An 18,013-nucleotide genomic window follows, 5' to 3' on the forward strand; every position below is an offset into this window, starting at 1 on the left:
ACTTGATTTTTCATTTTGTAATTAATAACTCTGAACAACAGAGCGAGGTCAATAATAGAGTAATACCTAACTAAGTCAACATAAATATTCAAAGAAAAATGAACAATCTTCTTTTTATTCTGTTCATGGCAAAGGGTAAGTATTTATTTTACTTATAAATCAACACCATAAAGAACACTCATCATCACCAAATAAGCCGCCGATTTTTAATTTGAATAATTATGCTAGCTAATATTTGTTAGTAAGAAAATTAAATTTAGTATTGTATGAGTGTCGTGCTAATAAGTTTGAGGTTAAATGATCGTCAATTAGAGTGATTTTTTCATACTTGAACGTTACAACATATAGAGTCACTTCATTGTCTTATTGTTAAATACATTATTCACCATACGCTAAAAAGCCTTGATCACTCATCAAGGCTTGTCTTTTCTACTCACCATCTACAATGACGTATATAACCCGTCATTTCAGTAGATGTACTCTCCAGCATATCGCAGTAGAGCCTAAGTGGTGCAGCGGTGATACGCTGCTCGATTGATGTGCCAGTTTAACTTAGTAGCCTTGATCGTTACCCGAATGAGACAAAACATTTGCAAAGCTTTTTTTGCCTGGTTGAACCACAGAAACAAAGGAGGCACGACTGTAGAAGAAGTATGTAAAACAAAGCTGTTTCTAGCTTTATGTTAAAATATTTTTAATACACAACCAAGTAATTACGCCGTGAAAAGGTACATTAATAACTACGTCTATTTCAATGTTTATTAGTTCAACCATTTATGAAAAACGAGGGTAATCTCCTTGTCTTTAGTAAAGATTAAGTTGATATCAGCGAAATCATCAATAATTACATTAGCTTCTTCAAGCTCATGTTTTGCATGACTAGTTGTAAGAGCGATAGTAAAGCAACCTGCTTTATGTGCTGATCTGATTCCAACAGGTGAATCTTCAAATGCGACACATTGTTGTGGAAGAAGGTTTAATTGCTTTGCTGCAGTTAAAAACGGTTCTGGGTGTGGCTTACCGTGGGTGACATCTTCACCACAGACCATGACATCAGGAAGGTTAAATCCTGAAGCTTTTAGACTTGTTGCTGCAACTTGACGAGGACCACTAGTGGCAATGCTCCACATTCCATTAGGAATTTGATTAACAAACTTTAATGCTCCTGTGATTGCTTTGGCTTTTTTCATCTTCTCGACAGCGATGCGTTTCACCTCAAGTACACCGTCTTCAGTATCGTACTTAGGATTAACTTCAGCTAACGTCTCGTTTATTTTTCGACCATGTACGAATGGACGAACATCGGTAAAATTAAGCTGCTTCACTGCAGACCATTCTTTCCAGATTTCATCGATTACAGAGGTTGTATCTACCAATGTTGCATCTACGTCAAAAATGAAACCACGTACTGTAATTGTGTTCATCAAGATAATATTCCATTTGTTACAATTAAAAAAATGGTTATTCAAAAGAGATAGACTAAGGAACAGTACATTTATTTAAGCAATGCCTTTTAAATAAATTTATCACTAGACTTAAACTATTTTTGTGACGATGCTCAATTAGATACGCATTAAATAATAAGCTCGTGGGTTTACAGCTCTCAGTTCACATAAAATCTTTCATATTAATACCGCCCTTTGTGACGATGTGTTTGCTGGTTATCGAATAGTAGATTTTAGATGTGATTAGTAAGCTATAACGGAGTGATGTTTTGATGAGATCTTAGAAATTAGATACAAAAAAACCACTCATCATGAGTGGTTATAATGTTGGAGCAGGCTGCCCGGAATCGAACCTTGCTTCTTCAACTTGGAAAGCTGACATAATACCATTATACGAAGCCCGCACTTCTAACATTAAATAGAATAGCCAATGACATCCCACTACGGGTGGTTATTCTCTATAAGCATGCTATGACAATAATCCTGAACTTAACCTTGATGAGCAGGGGTTACAATCTCGGATTGCATAAATAATCGACGGTTAAATATACCAATTATCCTTCATCAACATCCAGATCTAAAAAAGGCCGCTTTAGCGGCCTTTTTGTCTACAAGTAATTACCGATAGTCAGGGTAATTACATACGTGCTTTGAAGATATTAATGATTTCTTCTAAGCTCGCTTTACGTGGATTGGTTAGAGAACAGGCATCATTTAGGGCATTTTGTGCCATGAATGCTAACTTGTCTTCAGTAACACCCAGGTCAGCTAAACGTTGCTTAGTACCTACCTTTTCAGATAGTGCATCAATCGCTTCTAGAGCGGCATTAACCGCTTGCTCTTGGGTCATCGCTGCAGTGTCGATACCCATTGCTTTAGCAATATCAACAAAACGCTCAGGTACTTGTTGTGCGTTAAAGCGTGATACTTCAGCCAATAGGATGGCGTTACATAGACCGTGTGACAAGTCGTAAACACCACCCAATTGGTGCGCCATTGAGTGTACGTAACCGAGAGAAGCATTTGAGAATGCCATCCCCGCTAAGTACTCACCGTACTGCATTGCATCACGTGCTTCACGGTCTTGACCGTTAGCGACTACTGCTTCTAAGTTATTAACAATCAACTCAATAGCTTTGATTGCTGATGCATCAGTAATTGGTGTCGCAGCCGTTGAAACATACGCTTCAACCGCATGCGTTAATGCGTCCATACCTGTGGTTGCAGTAAGGAACTTAGGCATTGCGACCATTAGCTCTGAATCGTTAACCGCGATGATAGGCGTGAAGTGCTTATCAACTACAGGGTATTTAGTTTCATCTTCTTGGTTAGTGATAATCGCAAATACCGTCATTTCTGATGCAGTACCCGCCGTTGTGTTCACTGTTACCAATGGCAATTGTGGCTTCTTAGATAAATGCACACCTTTAGAGTAATCACGAATATGACCACCGTTAGCAGCAACCAATGCGATACCTTTCGCAGTATCGTGAGAAGAACCACCACCAAATGAAATCACAAAATCAGCGTTGCTTTGTGCAAGTAGAGTAAGACCATCTTCGATGTTTTTCTCGGTTGGGTTTGGTTGAACGCCATCGTAGATTGCGTAATCAATACCGTGAGCGGTTAGCTCATCCGTTAGCTTGCTAACAAGACCCACTTCAACTAACACACCGTCAGTGACGATAAGTGCTTTTTTCAATTCTTTTGACGCTAATTCAGCCCCTAAAGATTGGATAGCATTAGGACCCATTAACGTTACAGGTGGCATGTAAAATACATTGCTCATAGTAAAACTCCGATAATTTTTAATTAATTTATAGTGACTTACCGCGATAGCCATAAGTCTGAATTTGTTTGATAGCGCGTTATAAAGGGGTGATAGCGTAAGAAGCTATATCGAGTTTATTTGTTCTTGTTGGTGTCGATGTCGTCATTCTACACCCCACCCATTTGGTAACAATAGAGATAAAACCAAAACACTTTTACTTAAATGTAATAATAAAAAGATGTAATAAGCGTTTGTTTACCATAGTAGTGAAATATTACTTATCAGCGGCTGATAGCAGTTTTTCATTAAAGCTCATGTGGGTATTTTTGTTAGTAACCACAATGCCTGAATGTGATTTATCAGCGCTACCATTGACTGCGTAGTGGCTTGCAACCACAGCATTGTTAGCTTGATTGTTGAAACTAACGTTACCTGTAAATGCGCCATCACGTGCAGATGCCGTGTAAGAAGTGGCGATAATAGCGGTAGCGATAATTGCTTTAATAACTGTTTTCATGAGTTGTCTAACCTTAATCTTTATTATTATTGCTGAACGCTGTCTGCGTTTCGATGAGGCCATATTAACAATTACACAAAAACAAACAATATATCAAAAAATCAAAAGATTATTACTCAATGGTAATAATTATTATTTTATCCAGTAGTGGTAATTCAATCTATTATGGGGTGAACAAATATAGAGTGAGTGTTGTAATCGAATATTAGAAAGCAAAACCATACATTAGTATTCAGGTCAAACTATCTCAGTAAATAATGATGAGAGTTTAGTCAGTACGTCAGTATATAAGAGTTATTTAGGTATTGGTGATAGTTACAACAAAGCATTTTTAATGGTCATTCTATGTGATGGATGTGAGATAAAGTTTTGTCATGACATGATCTTAAATACGGTTTCATTGTTAAAAGAGCGAGATAAATCGGTTGGTTATGGAAAGGTTGGTAAGCGAGTTAAATAATGGATGGAAAGAAAACCTTTCGTATTAAAATGTTTACACATGTAAACAAAACACTGTATTAATGATAATCAATCTTCCAATAGAGAATTGCATAGTATTGCATGTATCAATACCATCTACGCCTTAAATGAATGCAAGCAATAGTCTTGTATATGCAGCATGGATGCTTAGTAAACTAAATGAAATGTTCAATCCAAACCAAATAGGTATATTAATGAAAGCTGCTCTTAAAACGTTCGCTCTTGCTTCTTTATTAACATCATTTACTGTAAGTGCTTCAACAGGTTGGATTATTACTAATAATGGTGTCATTGGTTCTCCTCAGGTTAAGCAAGGGGGAGTGACAGCAGTTTCATCGTTTGAAAAAGGTGATGGTGGCTTGGTATTTTCAGTCATTATGGTAACTGACAATAGCGCCGATGATGTAGGTATAAAAATGATTGAGGTTGATTCCCCAATCATGGTTAACGGTAAAAAGATCGTTATGCAAGCGCAGTTACAAGGGCAAATGAAAAGCTATAACCCTAAAACAAAGGCTGGAACTCAATATATTTTAAATGAGTTCAAGACTAAAGATGGCGTGACAATTGAAAATCTTACTTATTCAACCGTTGGTTTTAATAAAGTATTCCACGAACTTAAATAATTTAACTTATTAAATGATTAAATTGGTAATAGCTAAAGGTGGATTTGTGACATTAGTAAATAAAATAATAATAGCCCTGTTAGTAATATTAATATTTGGTGTTTATCTTGATTTTTTCCACTCAGGATCTTGTGATACGGCAGGATTAATTAATGAGTGTGATTTATCTGCTATTTATTTAAGTTAAATATATCAACTATTAATACTATTTCAGCGTATAAGTTAGAGATTGATTAATATCTTATTAATCAGGTGGATAAAATGATATTAATAGTTTGATATACAAGGTTAGATCAGCCGTGATATCAATAGCTATTATTCTAATAACAGCTTTTTAGCTTTAGTTATGAATATTGTTATTAGATATAAATGTTGGATAATTAGCTAATGTATATGTCAAAGTTAGAATTTATTATGATGTGTATAGCGTAAAATATCAGATATATTCAGATAAAAAGGCCACTGATTACTCAGTGGCCTTTTTATTAACAGCGTAATTACTCGTAGCCGAGGTAATTACATCCGTGCTTTGAAGATATTTACGATTTCTTCTAGGCTTGCTTTGCGTGGGTTGGTTAAAGAGCAGGCATCATTTAGGGCATTTTGTGCCATGAATGCGAGCTTGTCTTCTGTTACACCCAAATCAGTTAAACGTTGCTTAGTACCGACTTTTTCAGAGAGTGCATCAATCGCGTGAGTTAATGCGTTCATTCCTGTGGTTGCCGTTAGGAACTTAGGCATTGCGACCATTAGCTCTGAATCGTTAACCGCAATAATAGGTGTGAAGTGCTTATCAACCACAGGGTATTTAGTTTCATCTTCTTGATTAGTGATAATTGCAAATACCGTCATTTCTGATGCTGTACCCGCGGTAGTGTTCACTGTGACCAATGGTAGTTGTGGTTTCTTAGATAGGTGCACACCTTTAGAGTAATCACGGATATGACCACCGTTAGCAGCAACCAATGCGATACCTTTTGCAGTATCGTGAGAAGAATCACCACCAAATGAAATCACGAAGTCTGCATTGCTTTGTGCAAGTAGAGTAAGACCGTCTTCGATGTTTTTCTCTGTTGGGTTAGGTTGAACACCATCATAGATTGCGTAATCAATACCGTGAGCGGTTAGCTCATCAGTAAGTTTGCTAACAAGACCCACTTCAACTAACACACCGTCAGTGACGATAAGCGCTTTTTTCAATTCTTTTGACGCTAATTCAGCCCCTAAAGATTGAATAGCATTAGGACCCATTAACGTTACAGGTGGCATGTAAAATACATTGCTCATAGTAAAATTTCGATAATTTTTAAATAATTTATAGTGACTTACCGCGATAGCCATAAGTCTGAATTTGAGTTTACGTTGAGGGATATACTGTAGGAGGATGTAATGCGGCTATAATAACAATTACTAATTAATCAACAATGAAACTAAAATCAAAAACACTATTACCATTTGGTAATAATTAGAGGGTGGATAACAAATTGGTGTGTTTGATTATCATTTGAAATTATTTGTTACTAATAGATATTTTGATTAAAGACTAAGAATTATTTATATACTTAAAGAATCAACTAGTTATGAATTATTAATAATGTTGGAAAATCTATTAACAGCAGGGCGATTAGATAATGACTACTGATTATTATTCATTTTCATTAACAGATAATATCGTTTATGTGTTGTTATAATAAATATATGTAAAATTCTTGGATGTGTTTTTTATTATAATAGAGATATTACGTCTTCGAGTAATATTATCTAACTTATGCTTTATATCTAATTAAGAAATACTATTTTTATATTTAGTAATAATGGTTTTGATTATAAATATAATTATTATTATGATTTTTTTACTTTGTATTTATGTTTATACGATTAACTTATTATTAATGAATTAATTATATAAATATTGTTAAGGTAATGATGTTAGCCTATTGGAAATCCTTTTTAGCATGTCGTAGTCCTGTATTAGTACGCTAATTTTACATTTGTAAATTTAGCGTATTTTATTTTTAAACTAATTATATGCAGTGATAATTATTATTTATTTTGTTTTTTAACCATAGCGTGTAAGAAATAATAACAGTTAAAGTTGTTATTTTTTTGAATTATTTAGGAATTAATTTATGTCTAATGGGAACGTATTTAAGCAGCCCAAACCGTTTTATTTGATTTTTTCAATTGAGTTTTGGGAACGATTTGGTTTCTATGGAATGCAAGCTATTTTAACTGTGTATATGGTTAAAATTCTTGGGATGTCAGAATCAGCGACATTCACATTATTTGGTGCTTTCACTGCACTTGTTTTTGGATCTGTTGCTATAGGCGGGTGGGTAGGTGATAAAATATTAGGGACTAAACGTACTATTCATCTTGGGGCGATAATTCTAACGGTTGGTTATGCATTATTAGGATTATCAGCAAGTAGTCATTACGGTGATACTAGTTTAATTTATATTGCGATGGGTTTTATCGCTATGGGGAATGGTTTATTTAAAGCAAATCCATCAAGCCTATTAGCTAAAACGTATGGTGAAAATGATCCACGTCTTGATGGTGCATTTACAATGTATTATATGGCAGTAAATTTAGGTTCATTTTTCTCTATATTATTAACGCCATGGATTGCTGAAAATTTTGGTTATAGTTTTGCCTTTGGGGTCAGTGCTGCAGGTCTTGTTATTACTATTACTAATTTTATTATCAGCGGTAAGATAGTAAAACATATTGGATCTAAGCCCGATATGAGACCAGTTAATCGTACTCATTATTTGGGGATTTTAATCGGTGCTATTATATTGAGTTTTATCAGTTCAATTTTATTACAGCATCTATTTTATGCGCATTTAATCTTGATCATTGTTGGTATCATTATTGTTTTTTTGTATTTCCGTGAATTATTTTTAAGTCATGATCTTGAACGTGCAAAAATGATTGTCGCATTTTTGTTGATGTTGCAAGGTGTCATATTTTTTGTACCATTTCTTCAGATGCCAACATCGGTAAACTTTTTTGCGATTCATAATGTCTCTCATGATTTATTTGGCTTTTCGGTAGCTCCTGAGCAATTTCAAGCATTGAATTCATTATGGGTTATGGCTGTAAGTCCTATGCTGGCAATTATATATAATAAATATGGTGATCGTTTTGCTATGCCATTTAAGTTTGCAATTGGGATGGTATTTAGTAGCTTCTCTTTTTTAGTCTTGGTGCTTGGTGCTCATTTTGCAAATAGCGATGGCATTATCAGTTCTAACTGGTTGGTATTATCTTACATTTTTCAAGCTGTTGGTGAGTTACTTGTTTCGGGGCTAGGTTTAGCAATGGTTGCTCAACTTATTCCACAACGTATGATGGGATTTGCTATGGGAATGTGGTTCTTAACGTTAGCCACTGCCGCGGTGTTCGCTGGCTGGGTTGCAACATTAACAGCAGCACCTGCCGGTATTATAAATCCTCATCAAACACTCGCACTTTATAAGCATATATTTAGTTTTATTGGATATACTACAGCAGTAATTGCAGTCTTAACGTTAATTACTGCGCCTTTATTAACTCGTATTATTCGTGGAGAGTCAAAAGAGACTAAGGTTGTATTCGTATAATTTATTTGAAGAGGGTTATTATGAAATTAATAACCTTTTTCTTCTATGATATTTTTTCATTCTAGAATCAATGATTTAAGTTTGTACGTCAGTCATTTGCTCTTGTGTGATGGTTGCTTTATCAATACCTCTTTGCTAAATACAATCTGTGTTTCTAAGGAGACATATAATAATTATATAAAGTACATAATATGGATAAAATTCGAATGATTATTACCACATAGTAAGTATTGGTGTGACAGCTTATTTGTTAGAGAGGCGAGAGAAATATAAAATAAATTTGGTACTTTAGTATAATATGAACTTTGTTCTATCAATGAGTTTTGGCAAATTGTTAATGTTATAAAGTGATAGGCATTCCTGCTAATAATAGAAGTATATAAAAATGAGATATTTGTTGTTATGTCTGCCTTTGATGATCGTTGGTTGTAATAGCCAACCTAATTTCCAACCTGATTTGAATAAATCTGTGTCAGAAGCTACTCACGAAACTAAACCTCTTTTTGATGTTGGATATTCAGATCTCAATGGTGATGGGTTAAAAGATGCACTTGTATTGCTCAAAGGATCTGATTGGTGCGGTTCTGGTGGCTGTAGTTTTATGGTTTTTGAAAACCTCGGTAGTCATTATAAACTTATGTCACAAAGTTCGATAACAAGTCCACCGATTAGCATTGCCAACAGTGAAACTAATGGCTGGAAAAATCTAATTGTTTGGACGAGTAATATTGGCTCAGTATTAATGAAGTTTAACGGTAAGACGTATCCTTACAACCCATCATTAGAGCCTATTGCGAGTCAATCACAACAATTAGGTTCACAATTAATTTTAAAAAATTAGTACGTTTATTCAATAATATAATAAACACACTTGGGCTTGTCGCCGAGTGTGTTTATTTAATTTTATTGATATCTATCTAATATTGAATCAACTAAGCGCATAAACTCTTTGTCATTAGCGTATTCAACGCGACAACGTTGCATTTCTTTATCAATAAGCTCTTTACTACCATTAGGAAATAGGCGACCCCAAGCATAAGGAACAAAAACGCATGTCTCCGGCGAATAATGTTTATTGCCTGGGATTTTTAAGTCGCGGCTAACATAAAACCGTTCTTTTTTGTTGGCGTCGAACCATGCTTTATATTTAGAGAAATAGAACCAGTCATCACACACCGTTAATCCCTCCACTCGACGGTTTTTAATATTAGCGCCGTAGGCTTGACGAATCATCGCTCGCCACGTCCGATATTGATTGATATATCGACCGTTTTCCTTTAAGTCGATATCGGTATCGACAATTCCTGCCCCGCAAACGAGGCGTGTTATTTCTGTTGTCATAATTATTACCAAAAAGCCCGCACAGAGGCGGGCTATTTATTTAAAAGTCGTATTGAGCAGATAGCATGTAGTTTCGACCTCGACCAATAGTCGTGCCACTATAGTTACCGCCGCCCTCGTATTGTTTATCGAGAACGTTATTCACCTTAAATCGGAACGTTAGCTCGCTATCATCTTTCATTGGCATACGGTAAATTGCGCCCGTATCAACTAAGGTATAACCCGCTTTTTTGCCTTGGTTATTATCATCGTTACCGTAACGAGAGCCGACATAGTAAACTCCCGCGTTAATGTCGATATTGTCGTTAACTTCATAGTTACCCCAAGCGTTAGCGGTAAACTCCGGAACGTCGGCAGGCGTTTTCCCGTTGTGCTTCGGTTGGCCTTTATACTTGGCTTTCATGAATTGCATTCCAGCCTTCATGGTTAGCTTGTCAGTTACTCGACCAGTAATGCCAGCATCAATACCCGTATGAATGCGCTTTCCGCCTTGGGTAGTAATACGGCTAATGCTTGGGTTATTTGGATCGGTATAGTCGCTAGTTACTGAGATATTATCTTTTACGATCTGGAATACTGACGTGCTCACTATTGCACGATTGCCGAAGATTTCTTGTTTAAAGCCTAACTCGTATAAATTCCCAGTTTCTGGCGAGCGTTCCATCCCGTCATTGGCATTACGGCTACTATCAACCGGAGATTGAGGCATAAATGACTGAGAATAAGTCGCGTAAATAGTTGAGTCTGGGTTCGGATGGAACATTAACGACGCATTAGGGATCACATTGTTATAAATCTTGTCAGAGCCTTTACCGTCACGCTTATCATTAGCCGAACGATCCTTGCGGTAATGGTCAAAACGTAGGCCCGCAAGCACTTGCCATTGCTCATTTAACGAGACCAAATCTTGAACGTATAGACCATAGGTTTGATGAGCATACGAGTTACCACTTGCAGGATTCATAACCACAGGGTTAAAGCCCGGCGTCGGCTTTGATGGATCTAAGCTCGCGGCTGTCTTCTTACCACCCCAACGACTATTGCGGTTGTAAACGTGGTCGACAAGGTTTGCACCAATCAACACTTGATGATTCACGTTACCGGTGTCGAAGTCGCCGTTAACGTCAACTGACGCAGTATGAACAGTGTATGAATTATCACGTTTGCCTGTTCCGAACGTATATTCGCCCGTTTTTGCACTGTCTTTGTTTAGCTTAACGCTAGAGGTTCGAGCGCTATTAGACATGTCTAAATAGTGATATCTAGCCTTCGCCGACCAACGCTCATTAATTTGATGAGACAGCTTAATCCCATAACTGTTTTCTTCTTTGGTATTATCTGACCACGGCATATCAAGAATAGTGTTACGGTCTCCGATAATATTGCCGTTATCGTCAAAATGAGCGCCGCTGTCATTGTGGCCGTCTTGCGTTTTATGGTCATAGGTCAATGACAACATGGTGTCATCGCTAATGTCATAATCCAGCATGATAGCTAGCAGATCGCGATCAGTTTTAGGATGATCACCATTAGCATAATGACGCCAATTCTCCTTGCTCTGTTTTGAGCCAATGAAACGATAGCGAAGATTTTCCGTCGCCGATCCGGTCGTATCGACAACAGAACGGAAGAAATTATCACTCCCGATATCTTGAGAAATCATTGTATGGCGTCGAGCTTCCGGGGTCTTGGTTATCATGTTAACCAAACCGCCTGGCTCTGACTGTCCATAGAGTAAGCCTGACCCTCCTTTTAGGATCTCGATATTTTCGTACATTTCGACGGGCTCTTGAATAAGAGAGTATTTTTGTTCGCCGTCTCTCAGATAACCTTCATTAGTGGTTAACTGGAAACCACGAATATAAAAGTTTTCGTGTCCGTCGCTTTCATGAGTTTGCACTGTCGAAGCATCATTTTTAAATGCTTTTTCTAGCGATGTTGCTTGTAAATCATCTAATAACTTTCGGTCTATTGTGTTTGTAGATCGTGGGGTCTCTAGCTGACTAACATCCATTTTAAACGCGGTATTTGTCGTTGAGGCTTTATAATCTGGACGCTCAGCCTTAACGACAACCTCATCAAATATCGAAGTATCGTTCGGATCCGACTCAGCGAAAGCAGAGAACGACAGGAAAGTCGAAGCGACTAAACATGCAACAGTAGATAACTTAAAATTATTCATAATTACAACTTTATTATGGTGACTTTTTGCCCGAAGGCGGCGGCATCTATTTGCGACTCAAAGGCTCTCAATCGCTTATAGATCGACATTAATTCGACGCAACTTGACCAGCGACGAATTAAAAATCGTAAAGAACTTTCAACTTTTGAATATGATGAGGTGATTTGTTTTAGAACACCTAGCGTTATAGCGGCTTGTAGAATTGTTGGGCTCATAAATATGTAAACAGTGAGCTCTGAATATTTACCATAGGCACTCGAGAAACTGTCAAACATCAAGTAGCCGCGATACATATTGAAATAATTATGTCGAACATCATTAAATAATGCTTTTACTGTTTGAGGGCCGGCTTTGTCGACATTGTCTTCACCAAGAACAAGTTCTTTTCTATATGCTGCTTCTACACGTTGATTGTTATATTCAAGTCCAGGAAGCTTTCGGCCAACATACATAAGGAACGCCATTCCTCCGAATGAAGAAATAACGGCAACGATTACCATTGAGTGCTCAACTTCGCCAAAGAATGGGATAACCTTTACCTTTTTTGATAGCTCCCACAGTAGCGGAATAAATGTTGCCAAGGTCATAAAGTTTCTAAGGATACTGATGCCGAGATCTTCGACGAGTTTTGCAAATCTCATCGTATCTTCTTGAATTCGCTGACTTGAGCCTTCAATGTGACGAATTAAACTCCAATGTGACATGTAATGTTCGTTCATTGCACAGCGCCAACGAAAAATCCAATGGCGGACGAAATAGTCAACGACGACGGAGATAACGACGTAAATACTTGTTAGTTTGAAAAAGTCGATGACGGTGTTTTTAAAATCACCAATAGATACTGTATTTGGAGCGATTAAAGCGGCTTGAATAAGATCGTAAAATTCACCATTCCAATAATTCAATTTGACATCGACACCAACACGAAACCAGTTAATCAGGACGACAGCCGCTGTACCGTAAACCGACCAAAAGACCCACTTTTTATTAAGGTAAAAACAACGAAACATGAAAGTAGCCTCTTGGATTTGATCAAATGATAATGATTATCATTACCTCTTATTTATGGTAAATGTTAACCCAAGAAGCAACAAGTTTAAACTAAAAATTAAATTTTATTGACAATAAAAAATGAGCTTAAGGTGATATTTATGGAGGATATTGGGTTTGCTTATTTGATGGTTGATATTGATATACTCTGTAAATTAATCATATTGCAGAGTATGTAGAGCGTTTTCATTAAGATGTATAGTGAGGAGGAGTTTACCGTTCACATAAATGGATGGTGATTTTATTAATTAAGATAACCACGCTTGAAACAATAAACTGTTAACCTATAAAGTGCTATTTTTTATAGGGTAACTGCAAGCTTGGTCTAGGTATGTTTCATCACCTGGCTTCTCTCTAACGACAAACATTATAGTTTCTTCTGTTAAGCTATCTACTGGCTGTTAATTGTTAACCTGAAAAGCAACCAGGTTTATAAAAACTAAGAATAACTAAATCCAAGTAAATATAGTTAAATTACTTGAATCGCAGCACTTTTATAAATGAAATATATTATCAATTTAAAATCATAATCTTAATAAAAAAATATCTATTCATTATGAATAAAAAGTGTAACAAAAATTGACAATCAAACACAAATGCTTATTATTCTCATTCTTGGGTTACCTCGGGGTAACATTAATGATGGTTTATTAGTTGAGGTCATCTTTGATGAATAGAAATAAGCTTGTCCTTGGATTGTTATGTTTGGCTAGTACAAGTGGCGCTGTAAACGCTGCAAGTATTTATAAAACGGATGATTCTAAGCTTGAAATTGGTGGGCGAATTGAAGCGAGAGCAGAAAATCGCGATCACGATATTAGTGATCTAAGCCGAACGAGAGTTAAAATTTCAGGCGAAACTAAGCTGACAGATACTATTAGCGGAATTGGTGTATTTGAACAGGAGTTTAAGGCTAAATCAGAAAAGACCCGTCATTTATACGTTGGTATTAAAGCCTTTTTAGATAATGGTTATGCAACACTTGTTTACGGTAAGACGGATGGTTCGATGAGTGCTGTTACTGATCTTACTGATATTCAAGCTGCTTATGGTGCGATAGCTGCTGACAAGTTCAAAGTCGGTAAGCGAGTTGCAAACAGTATTGCCGCCACTTATGCAAATGACTCCGGAACCACTTTAAGCGCAAATTATGCCGGAGCAGAAGGTAAAGCCAAAGGTGACTTTGATGGCGGTTTTTCTATTGCTGGATCACAAGTGATTGCTGATAGCGGATTAATAGCAGGTATCGGTTATGCGAAACAAGCCAAGGTTGAGAAGAAATCGAAACAGCAATTCGATATAGGTTTAGGTTACCAATTAGATAAATTATATCTTGGTGCTTTATATACGAAGCGGAAAGTTAAAGATAAGACCGGTAACGGTTATGATCTAGTTGCAGCTTATAAAATTAATTCAACCTATAAGGCAACTATTGGTTTCGGTGAATTGCATTTTGATAAAGGTGATGCCACTCGTGCAGTTAATACTGATATTACCGCGAAGTGGAATAAGCAATTTCGAACTTATGCAGCAATTAATTACGATACCGTTAATAACACAGTGCAAGAAATGATCGGCGTTCGTTACGATTTCTAATCTCTAATAAGGTTTAATATGAAAACTAGTTTAAAAGTCTTAACTCTGACATTAGGCGCGATCATATCTTGCTCTGCGCTTGCTGCTGATTATCCGATGACAGTGACAGATGTAACGGGTAGAGCAATTACTTTCGATCATGAGCCGGAGCATATTGCTTTAGGTACGGCGAGAAATTTCCCGCTATTAGAGATCGTTTACGGTAAAGATGCCGGTAAACATCTAGTTGCTATGCGTGATGATATGAAGAACTCAGCGCCAAGCATGTATGAGCTTTATGTTAAGCGTTATCCATCGTTAGCAAACGCTCACACTATCGGTAAGATTAGTAAAGGGCAGTTTGATGCCGAAGCTTTTATTAATATGAAACCAAAACCCGATGTGTTAATCATTGGCTTAGACAGCGCCAAAAAGGCGGAATCAACTGGATTAATTCAAAAGTTAGATGATGCTGGGATCAAGGTTATAACGGCTGATTTCCGTGATAAGACGATTGATAATACATTAAAATCAGTTACCACAGTTGCGAAGGCATTAGGACAAGAGAAACGAGGTCAAGCATTCTCTGATTATTACCTCGAGCATTTAAATCACATTAAAGATGTGATTGCGAAGCATCCTGAAATCAAGACCAAAAATGTTTTCTTAGAGACAGCTGCGGGCTACACGTTTGAATCTTGCTGTGACACATATGCTGGCGGTAATATGAGTGATTTTATTACCTTACTTAAAGCTGAGAATATTGCCGCCAAGCCATTAAAAGGCGCTCATAAAGGTGTTATGTCACCAGAAACAATTATCACAGCTAGCACTGATGTTTATATTATGCAGTCAGCGGGATGGATTGATAAAAAAACGGGTAAAGCTACGCATGGAATTCCGCTAGGTTATGCGATGAATAAAGAAGAAATTGCGAGCCAAACTGCAATGCTAATGTCGCGTGATTGGTTAAAAGCGACCAAAGCTTTCCAAACTAAGAATGTTTATGCTGTTTATAAACCATTTTATAACTCGCCTTATAACTTGGTAGCGCTTGAATATTTTGCTAAGTGGATTCATCCTGATTTATTTAAAGATTTAAATCCAGAAGCGACTTTTGAAGAAATGAATAAAAAGCTCGGCAATAATGATGTAAAGGGTATCTTTGGCATCAATAACTTTGAAGCGATGTCCAATAAGTTTTGAATTCAATTAGATTCAATTAATTAGATATCAGGTTGAATATATCTTTTATTGCAAATATTTAGCCTCGTAATTGCGAGGCTTTTTATTGTTAACTTTTAACTTTATGTTTTTTATTTTCAAAAATATAAAGTGAATAGTAACCAAGAGAGCTTCGATGATGAAAAAGTTATTAATTTACCCATCAGTGACTGGTAGTAAATATATAACTAACGAGTTAATCCAGAATCATTCGGTTAGGTTTAGTGCATTTGTGATCCTCTCGAAGGGCTTTATTGATGGATTTTCGAAGGCTATTGATATTCGTTACGGAGGGACAGTATGATTTCACGTAAAATAGCAATTAAATTAGGTATATACGCACTGTTTATTTTTCTCGGTATTCTCATGAGATACTCTAATGATAATACTGTAGATAAGGTTATTGAGCTTGATGTATCGGCAAAGCAGCCTCAAATTGATTTAAATAATATGAGTGAAAATCCGTGGGGGGATGCATCAAAAGGCGAAATAACCTTATTTTAAATAATAAAAAGCCCCATTTATTGTGGGGCTTTTGCTAATTATTTTGTTTGCCTTGTTCTTCTTTCATTCGTTTAGCAATTCGAACAATTGCTTTGATATCTCGTTCTGAAATTATTCCGAGTAGTCCTTCAGCGATAGTTTGATTGGTTGAGGTATCAATCGAAATAAATCGTGAATTAGCTCCTGGCGCGATAGTAGGGACAAGATCTTCCACTTCACATCGAAAAACGTGGGTCATCTTTTCTAAAACATCGAGGTTAGGCATTGATCCCGTCTTTTCGTCGTCAGAAAGGTATCTAGTAACAGATGATCGAGATACACCTAATGTTCTCGCTAACTCAGCATGAGTCATACCGTCGCGGTTCATGTACTTGATTAAGTTTTGTTTGAACGCTGCTCGTAACTCGATGTATTTGTCGTCTGTTCTTCTGAATCTCATTTTTATTACTCCCGTACAAAAATTCCCTAAAAAATAGGAGAACGATTCGGAGAAACTACCCATTTTTACTGAGTTTGATTTTGTTATTTAATTGAATCACTCCGAACATAAAGTATATACCTTTAAAACAACTGACGGCATAAAGTTTTTCTATTTTTTATAGGGTTTTTGAAAGATATTTTTTAAATATAGCACAAATATTCAACAAAACTATTGTTATGTTTTTATAATAATTATTATTTTTTGTTTACTTTAAGGTGAGTTGTTGTTTTGTTTATTTTTATTATCATGTTGTATTATATGATTTTATTTAATAATTTGTGATTTTTAATAAAATTAAAATAATTAATAGTTGATTTTAAGGTAAACAAAATAGTGTTTATATTTCAGGGTTTGTTAGTGAAAGACAAGCCGTTTTCTTTTATTCGTTGCGGTATATTAGCGATAGCAGAATCGACGATTAAGCTTGTAATTATTATCAAGCTAACATCTTTGGTAACCTTTAGGTCGCAATGATGCATAATCTTTGATATGAATTAACTTACTTATGAGTGCTAGATTAGACCGTTATTGTCAATGCATCGCAGTGTTAACTTAACCTAGGATGTGTACAAGCTGGGACAGCAGAACAAGTAGAATATTGTTTATAAGCCTCTCAAACAGGCACAGAATAACTCTAGTCCATTGGCTAAATCGAACTCAAGCAATAGAGAAAAGATTTAATGTAGCGTCTTGCAGTGACGATTAAGGATTTGATTACTAATTGGATTGTAACGCTATAAATATAATTGATGACGTGTGACGTTTAAGAACGATCTTTTGGGGATTTTTTGTTGATGAATACCCATGTTGCGAGGCACTCAACATAAGTTTGAATTGTTATTTGTTTGTGTGAGTTTTTAACATTTATTGGCAACAAAATGACTCCTCCAAGTTGTTATTGATCGGGTATTTTTACGTCTTGTTTTCGAGTAATGATATGGACCATAATTTTACCATCTTCGTCGACTGATAGTTGTACAAATGCGTCATTGTTTACTTCATTTTGAGATGAATTTTTCAAGAGAAATCCTCTTTTGTTAGTGATGGTTTATTAATTGCCACTTACTATTATGAATAAGACAACAACAGATATTCAAGAAAAAATCTACAGAAAATGTGTCATAAATGGCCAAAAAACATGGGTGCTCTGGAATGCGATAGCGAGATATCAGCGTAAGATCATTATTATACGTAGTGGTTGCGATAGGA

The 18,013-nt window shown here is 36.2% G+C and carries 16 protein-coding genes and 1 tRNA gene; 7 read left to right on the forward strand and 10 right to left on the reverse strand.

The features are described 5' to 3' along the window. Positions 1 to 761 precede the first annotated feature (761 nt). From PPBDW_RS19525 to PPBDW_RS19540, 4 genes are all read right to left on the reverse strand, one after another. Positions 762 to 1,424, reverse strand: coding sequence for an HAD family hydrolase (locus PPBDW_RS19525; protein WP_036791800.1), 663 nt, complete (start codon positions 1,422 to 1,424; stop codon positions 762 to 764). Between the two features lie 349 nt (positions 1,425 to 1,773). After that, a tRNA-Gly gene (locus PPBDW_RS19530) sits at positions 1,774 to 1,849 on the reverse strand. A 233-nt stretch (positions 1,850 to 2,082) separates the two neighbouring features. Next, positions 2,083 to 3,234, reverse strand: coding sequence for an iron-containing alcohol dehydrogenase (locus PPBDW_RS19535; RefSeq protein ID WP_036791802.1), 1,152 nt, complete (start codon positions 3,232 to 3,234; stop codon positions 2,083 to 2,085). Positions 3,235 to 3,490: 256 nt separating this feature from the next. Further along, a complete protein-coding gene (locus PPBDW_RS19540) occupies positions 3,491 to 3,733 on the reverse strand; it encodes a hypothetical protein (protein WP_036791784.1) in 243 nt (80 codons plus the stop codon). Between the two features lie 674 nt (positions 3,734 to 4,407). Here PPBDW_RS19540 and PPBDW_RS19545 point away from each other — a divergent pair. Both PPBDW_RS19545 and PPBDW_RS19550 read left to right on the forward strand, forming a co-directional pair. Continuing rightward, positions 4,408 to 4,839, forward strand: a complete 432-nt coding sequence (locus PPBDW_RS19545) for a hypothetical protein (protein ID WP_146145977.1) — start codon at positions 4,408 to 4,410, stop codon at positions 4,837 to 4,839. A 46-nt stretch (positions 4,840 to 4,885) separates the two neighbouring features. Continuing rightward, complete coding sequence (locus tag PPBDW_RS19550) at positions 4,886 to 5,026, forward strand: hypothetical protein (protein WP_155521680.1); 141 nt, start codon at positions 4,886 to 4,888, stop codon at positions 5,024 to 5,026. Positions 5,027 to 5,355: 329 nt separating this feature from the next. On the opposite strand, the gene PPBDW_RS19555 is transcribed toward PPBDW_RS19550, so the two are convergent. Continuing rightward, on the reverse strand, positions 5,356 to 6,126 hold the full coding sequence (locus tag PPBDW_RS19555) for an iron-containing alcohol dehydrogenase (RefSeq protein WP_036791807.1): 771 nt from the start codon (positions 6,124 to 6,126) through the stop codon (positions 5,356 to 5,358). 842 nt (positions 6,127 to 6,968) lie between these two features. Here PPBDW_RS19555 and dtpA point away from each other — a divergent pair. Both dtpA and PPBDW_RS19565 read left to right on the forward strand, forming a co-directional pair. Further along, entirely contained in the window at positions 6,969 to 8,447 is a 1,479-nt protein-coding gene (gene dtpA / locus PPBDW_RS19560; RefSeq protein WP_036791810.1) for a dipeptide/tripeptide permease DtpA, read from the forward strand. 385 nt (positions 8,448 to 8,832) lie between these two features. Further along, on the forward strand, positions 8,833 to 9,288 hold the full coding sequence (locus tag PPBDW_RS19565) for a hypothetical protein (RefSeq protein ID WP_036791813.1): 456 nt from the start codon (positions 8,833 to 8,835) through the stop codon (positions 9,286 to 9,288). A 62-nt stretch (positions 9,289 to 9,350) separates the two neighbouring features. Here PPBDW_RS19565 and PPBDW_RS19570 read toward each other — a convergent pair whose 3' ends face one another. From PPBDW_RS19570 to PPBDW_RS19580, 3 genes are read right to left on the reverse strand one after another with little or no spacing between them, the layout of a single operon-like run. Beyond that, complete coding sequence (locus PPBDW_RS19570) at positions 9,351 to 9,788, reverse strand: hypothetical protein (protein WP_054262190.1); 438 nt, start codon at positions 9,786 to 9,788, stop codon at positions 9,351 to 9,353. Positions 9,789 to 9,828: 40 nt separating this feature from the next. Next, positions 9,829 to 11,970 (reverse strand): TonB-dependent siderophore receptor, encoded by a 2,142-nt coding sequence (locus PPBDW_RS19575; protein ID WP_036791817.1) that lies wholly within the window; start codon positions 11,968 to 11,970, stop codon positions 9,829 to 9,831. A gap of 2 nt (positions 11,971 to 11,972) precedes the next feature. Then, positions 11,973 to 12,980: a putative transporter gene (locus tag PPBDW_RS19580; protein WP_054262191.1), complete on the reverse strand. Its 1,008-nt coding sequence runs from the start codon at positions 12,978 to 12,980 to the stop codon at positions 11,973 to 11,975. 709 nt (positions 12,981 to 13,689) lie between these two features. On the opposite strand from PPBDW_RS19580, the gene PPBDW_RS19585 reads away from it, so the two are divergent. The 3 genes from PPBDW_RS19585 (at position 13,690) to PPBDW_RS19595 (ending at position 16,323) form a co-directional block, all read left to right on the forward strand. Further along, positions 13,690 to 14,616, forward strand: a complete 927-nt coding sequence (locus tag PPBDW_RS19585; RefSeq protein WP_036791820.1) for a porin — start codon at positions 13,690 to 13,692, stop codon at positions 14,614 to 14,616. Positions 14,617 to 14,634: 18 nt separating this feature from the next. Continuing rightward, the gene (locus PPBDW_RS19590) at positions 14,635 to 15,801 is read left to right on the forward strand and encodes an ABC transporter substrate-binding protein (RefSeq protein WP_036791823.1); all 1,167 of its coding nucleotides are present in this window, start codon (positions 14,635 to 14,637) and stop codon (positions 15,799 to 15,801) included. Between the two features lie 318 nt (positions 15,802 to 16,119). Further along, entirely contained in the window at positions 16,120 to 16,323 is a 204-nt protein-coding gene (locus PPBDW_RS19595; protein ID WP_036791825.1) for a hypothetical protein, read from the forward strand. A 34-nt stretch (positions 16,324 to 16,357) separates the two neighbouring features. On the opposite strand, the gene PPBDW_RS19600 is transcribed toward PPBDW_RS19595, so the two are convergent. Next, complete coding sequence (locus PPBDW_RS19600) at positions 16,358 to 16,762, reverse strand: helix-turn-helix domain-containing protein (protein WP_036791827.1); 405 nt, start codon at positions 16,760 to 16,762, stop codon at positions 16,358 to 16,360. 937 nt (positions 16,763 to 17,699) lie between these two features. After that, on the reverse strand, positions 17,700 to 17,825 hold the full coding sequence (locus PPBDW_RS22880; protein ID WP_279382183.1) for a hypothetical protein: 126 nt from the start codon (positions 17,823 to 17,825) through the stop codon (positions 17,700 to 17,702). Between the last annotated feature and the right edge of the window lie 188 nt (positions 17,826 to 18,013).

This window comes from Photobacterium kishitanii (assembly GCF_000613045.3).
In the GTDB taxonomy this organism is placed as follows: Bacteria; Pseudomonadota; Gammaproteobacteria; order Enterobacterales; family Vibrionaceae; genus Photobacterium; species Photobacterium kishitanii.

Excerpts from the sequence above, each read along its gene's own strand:
- PPBDW_RS19535 (WP_036791802.1), bottom strand. The coding sequence starts at position 3,234 with ATGAGCAATGTATTTTACATGCCACCTGTAACGTTAATGGGTCCTAAT.
- PPBDW_RS19540 (WP_036791784.1), bottom strand. The coding sequence starts at position 3,733 with ATGAAAACAGTTATTAAAGCAATTATCGCTACCGCTATTATCGCCACT.
- PPBDW_RS19570 (WP_054262190.1), bottom strand. The coding sequence starts at position 9,788 with ATGACAACAGAAATAACACGCCTCGTTTGCGGGGCAGGAATTGTCGAT.
- PPBDW_RS19525 (WP_036791800.1), bottom strand. The coding sequence starts at position 1,424 with ATGAACACAATTACAGTACGTGGTTTCATTTTTGACGTAGATGCAACA.
- PPBDW_RS19565 (WP_036791813.1), top strand. The coding sequence starts at position 8,833 with ATGAGATATTTGTTGTTATGTCTGCCTTTGATGATCGTTGGTTGTAAT.
- PPBDW_RS19600 (WP_036791827.1), bottom strand. The coding sequence starts at position 16,762 with ATGAGATTCAGAAGAACAGACGACAAATACATCGAGTTACGAGCAGCG.
- PPBDW_RS19590 (WP_036791823.1), top strand. The coding sequence starts at position 14,635 with ATGAAAACTAGTTTAAAAGTCTTAACTCTGACATTAGGCGCGATCATA.
- PPBDW_RS19545 (WP_146145977.1), top strand. The coding sequence starts at position 4,408 with ATGAAAGCTGCTCTTAAAACGTTCGCTCTTGCTTCTTTATTAACATCA.
- PPBDW_RS19580 (WP_054262191.1), bottom strand. The coding sequence starts at position 12,980 with ATGTTTCGTTGTTTTTACCTTAATAAAAAGTGGGTCTTTTGGTCGGTT.
- dtpA (WP_036791810.1), top strand. The coding sequence starts at position 6,969 with ATGTCTAATGGGAACGTATTTAAGCAGCCCAAACCGTTTTATTTGATT.
- PPBDW_RS19555 (WP_036791807.1), bottom strand. The coding sequence starts at position 6,126 with ATGAGCAATGTATTTTACATGCCACCTGTAACGTTAATGGGTCCTAAT.
- PPBDW_RS19585 (WP_036791820.1), top strand. The coding sequence starts at position 13,690 with ATGAATAGAAATAAGCTTGTCCTTGGATTGTTATGTTTGGCTAGTACA.
- PPBDW_RS19595 (WP_036791825.1), top strand. The coding sequence starts at position 16,120 with ATGATTTCACGTAAAATAGCAATTAAATTAGGTATATACGCACTGTTT.
- PPBDW_RS19575 (WP_036791817.1), bottom strand. The coding sequence starts at position 11,970 with ATGAATAATTTTAAGTTATCTACTGTTGCATGTTTAGTCGCTTCGACT.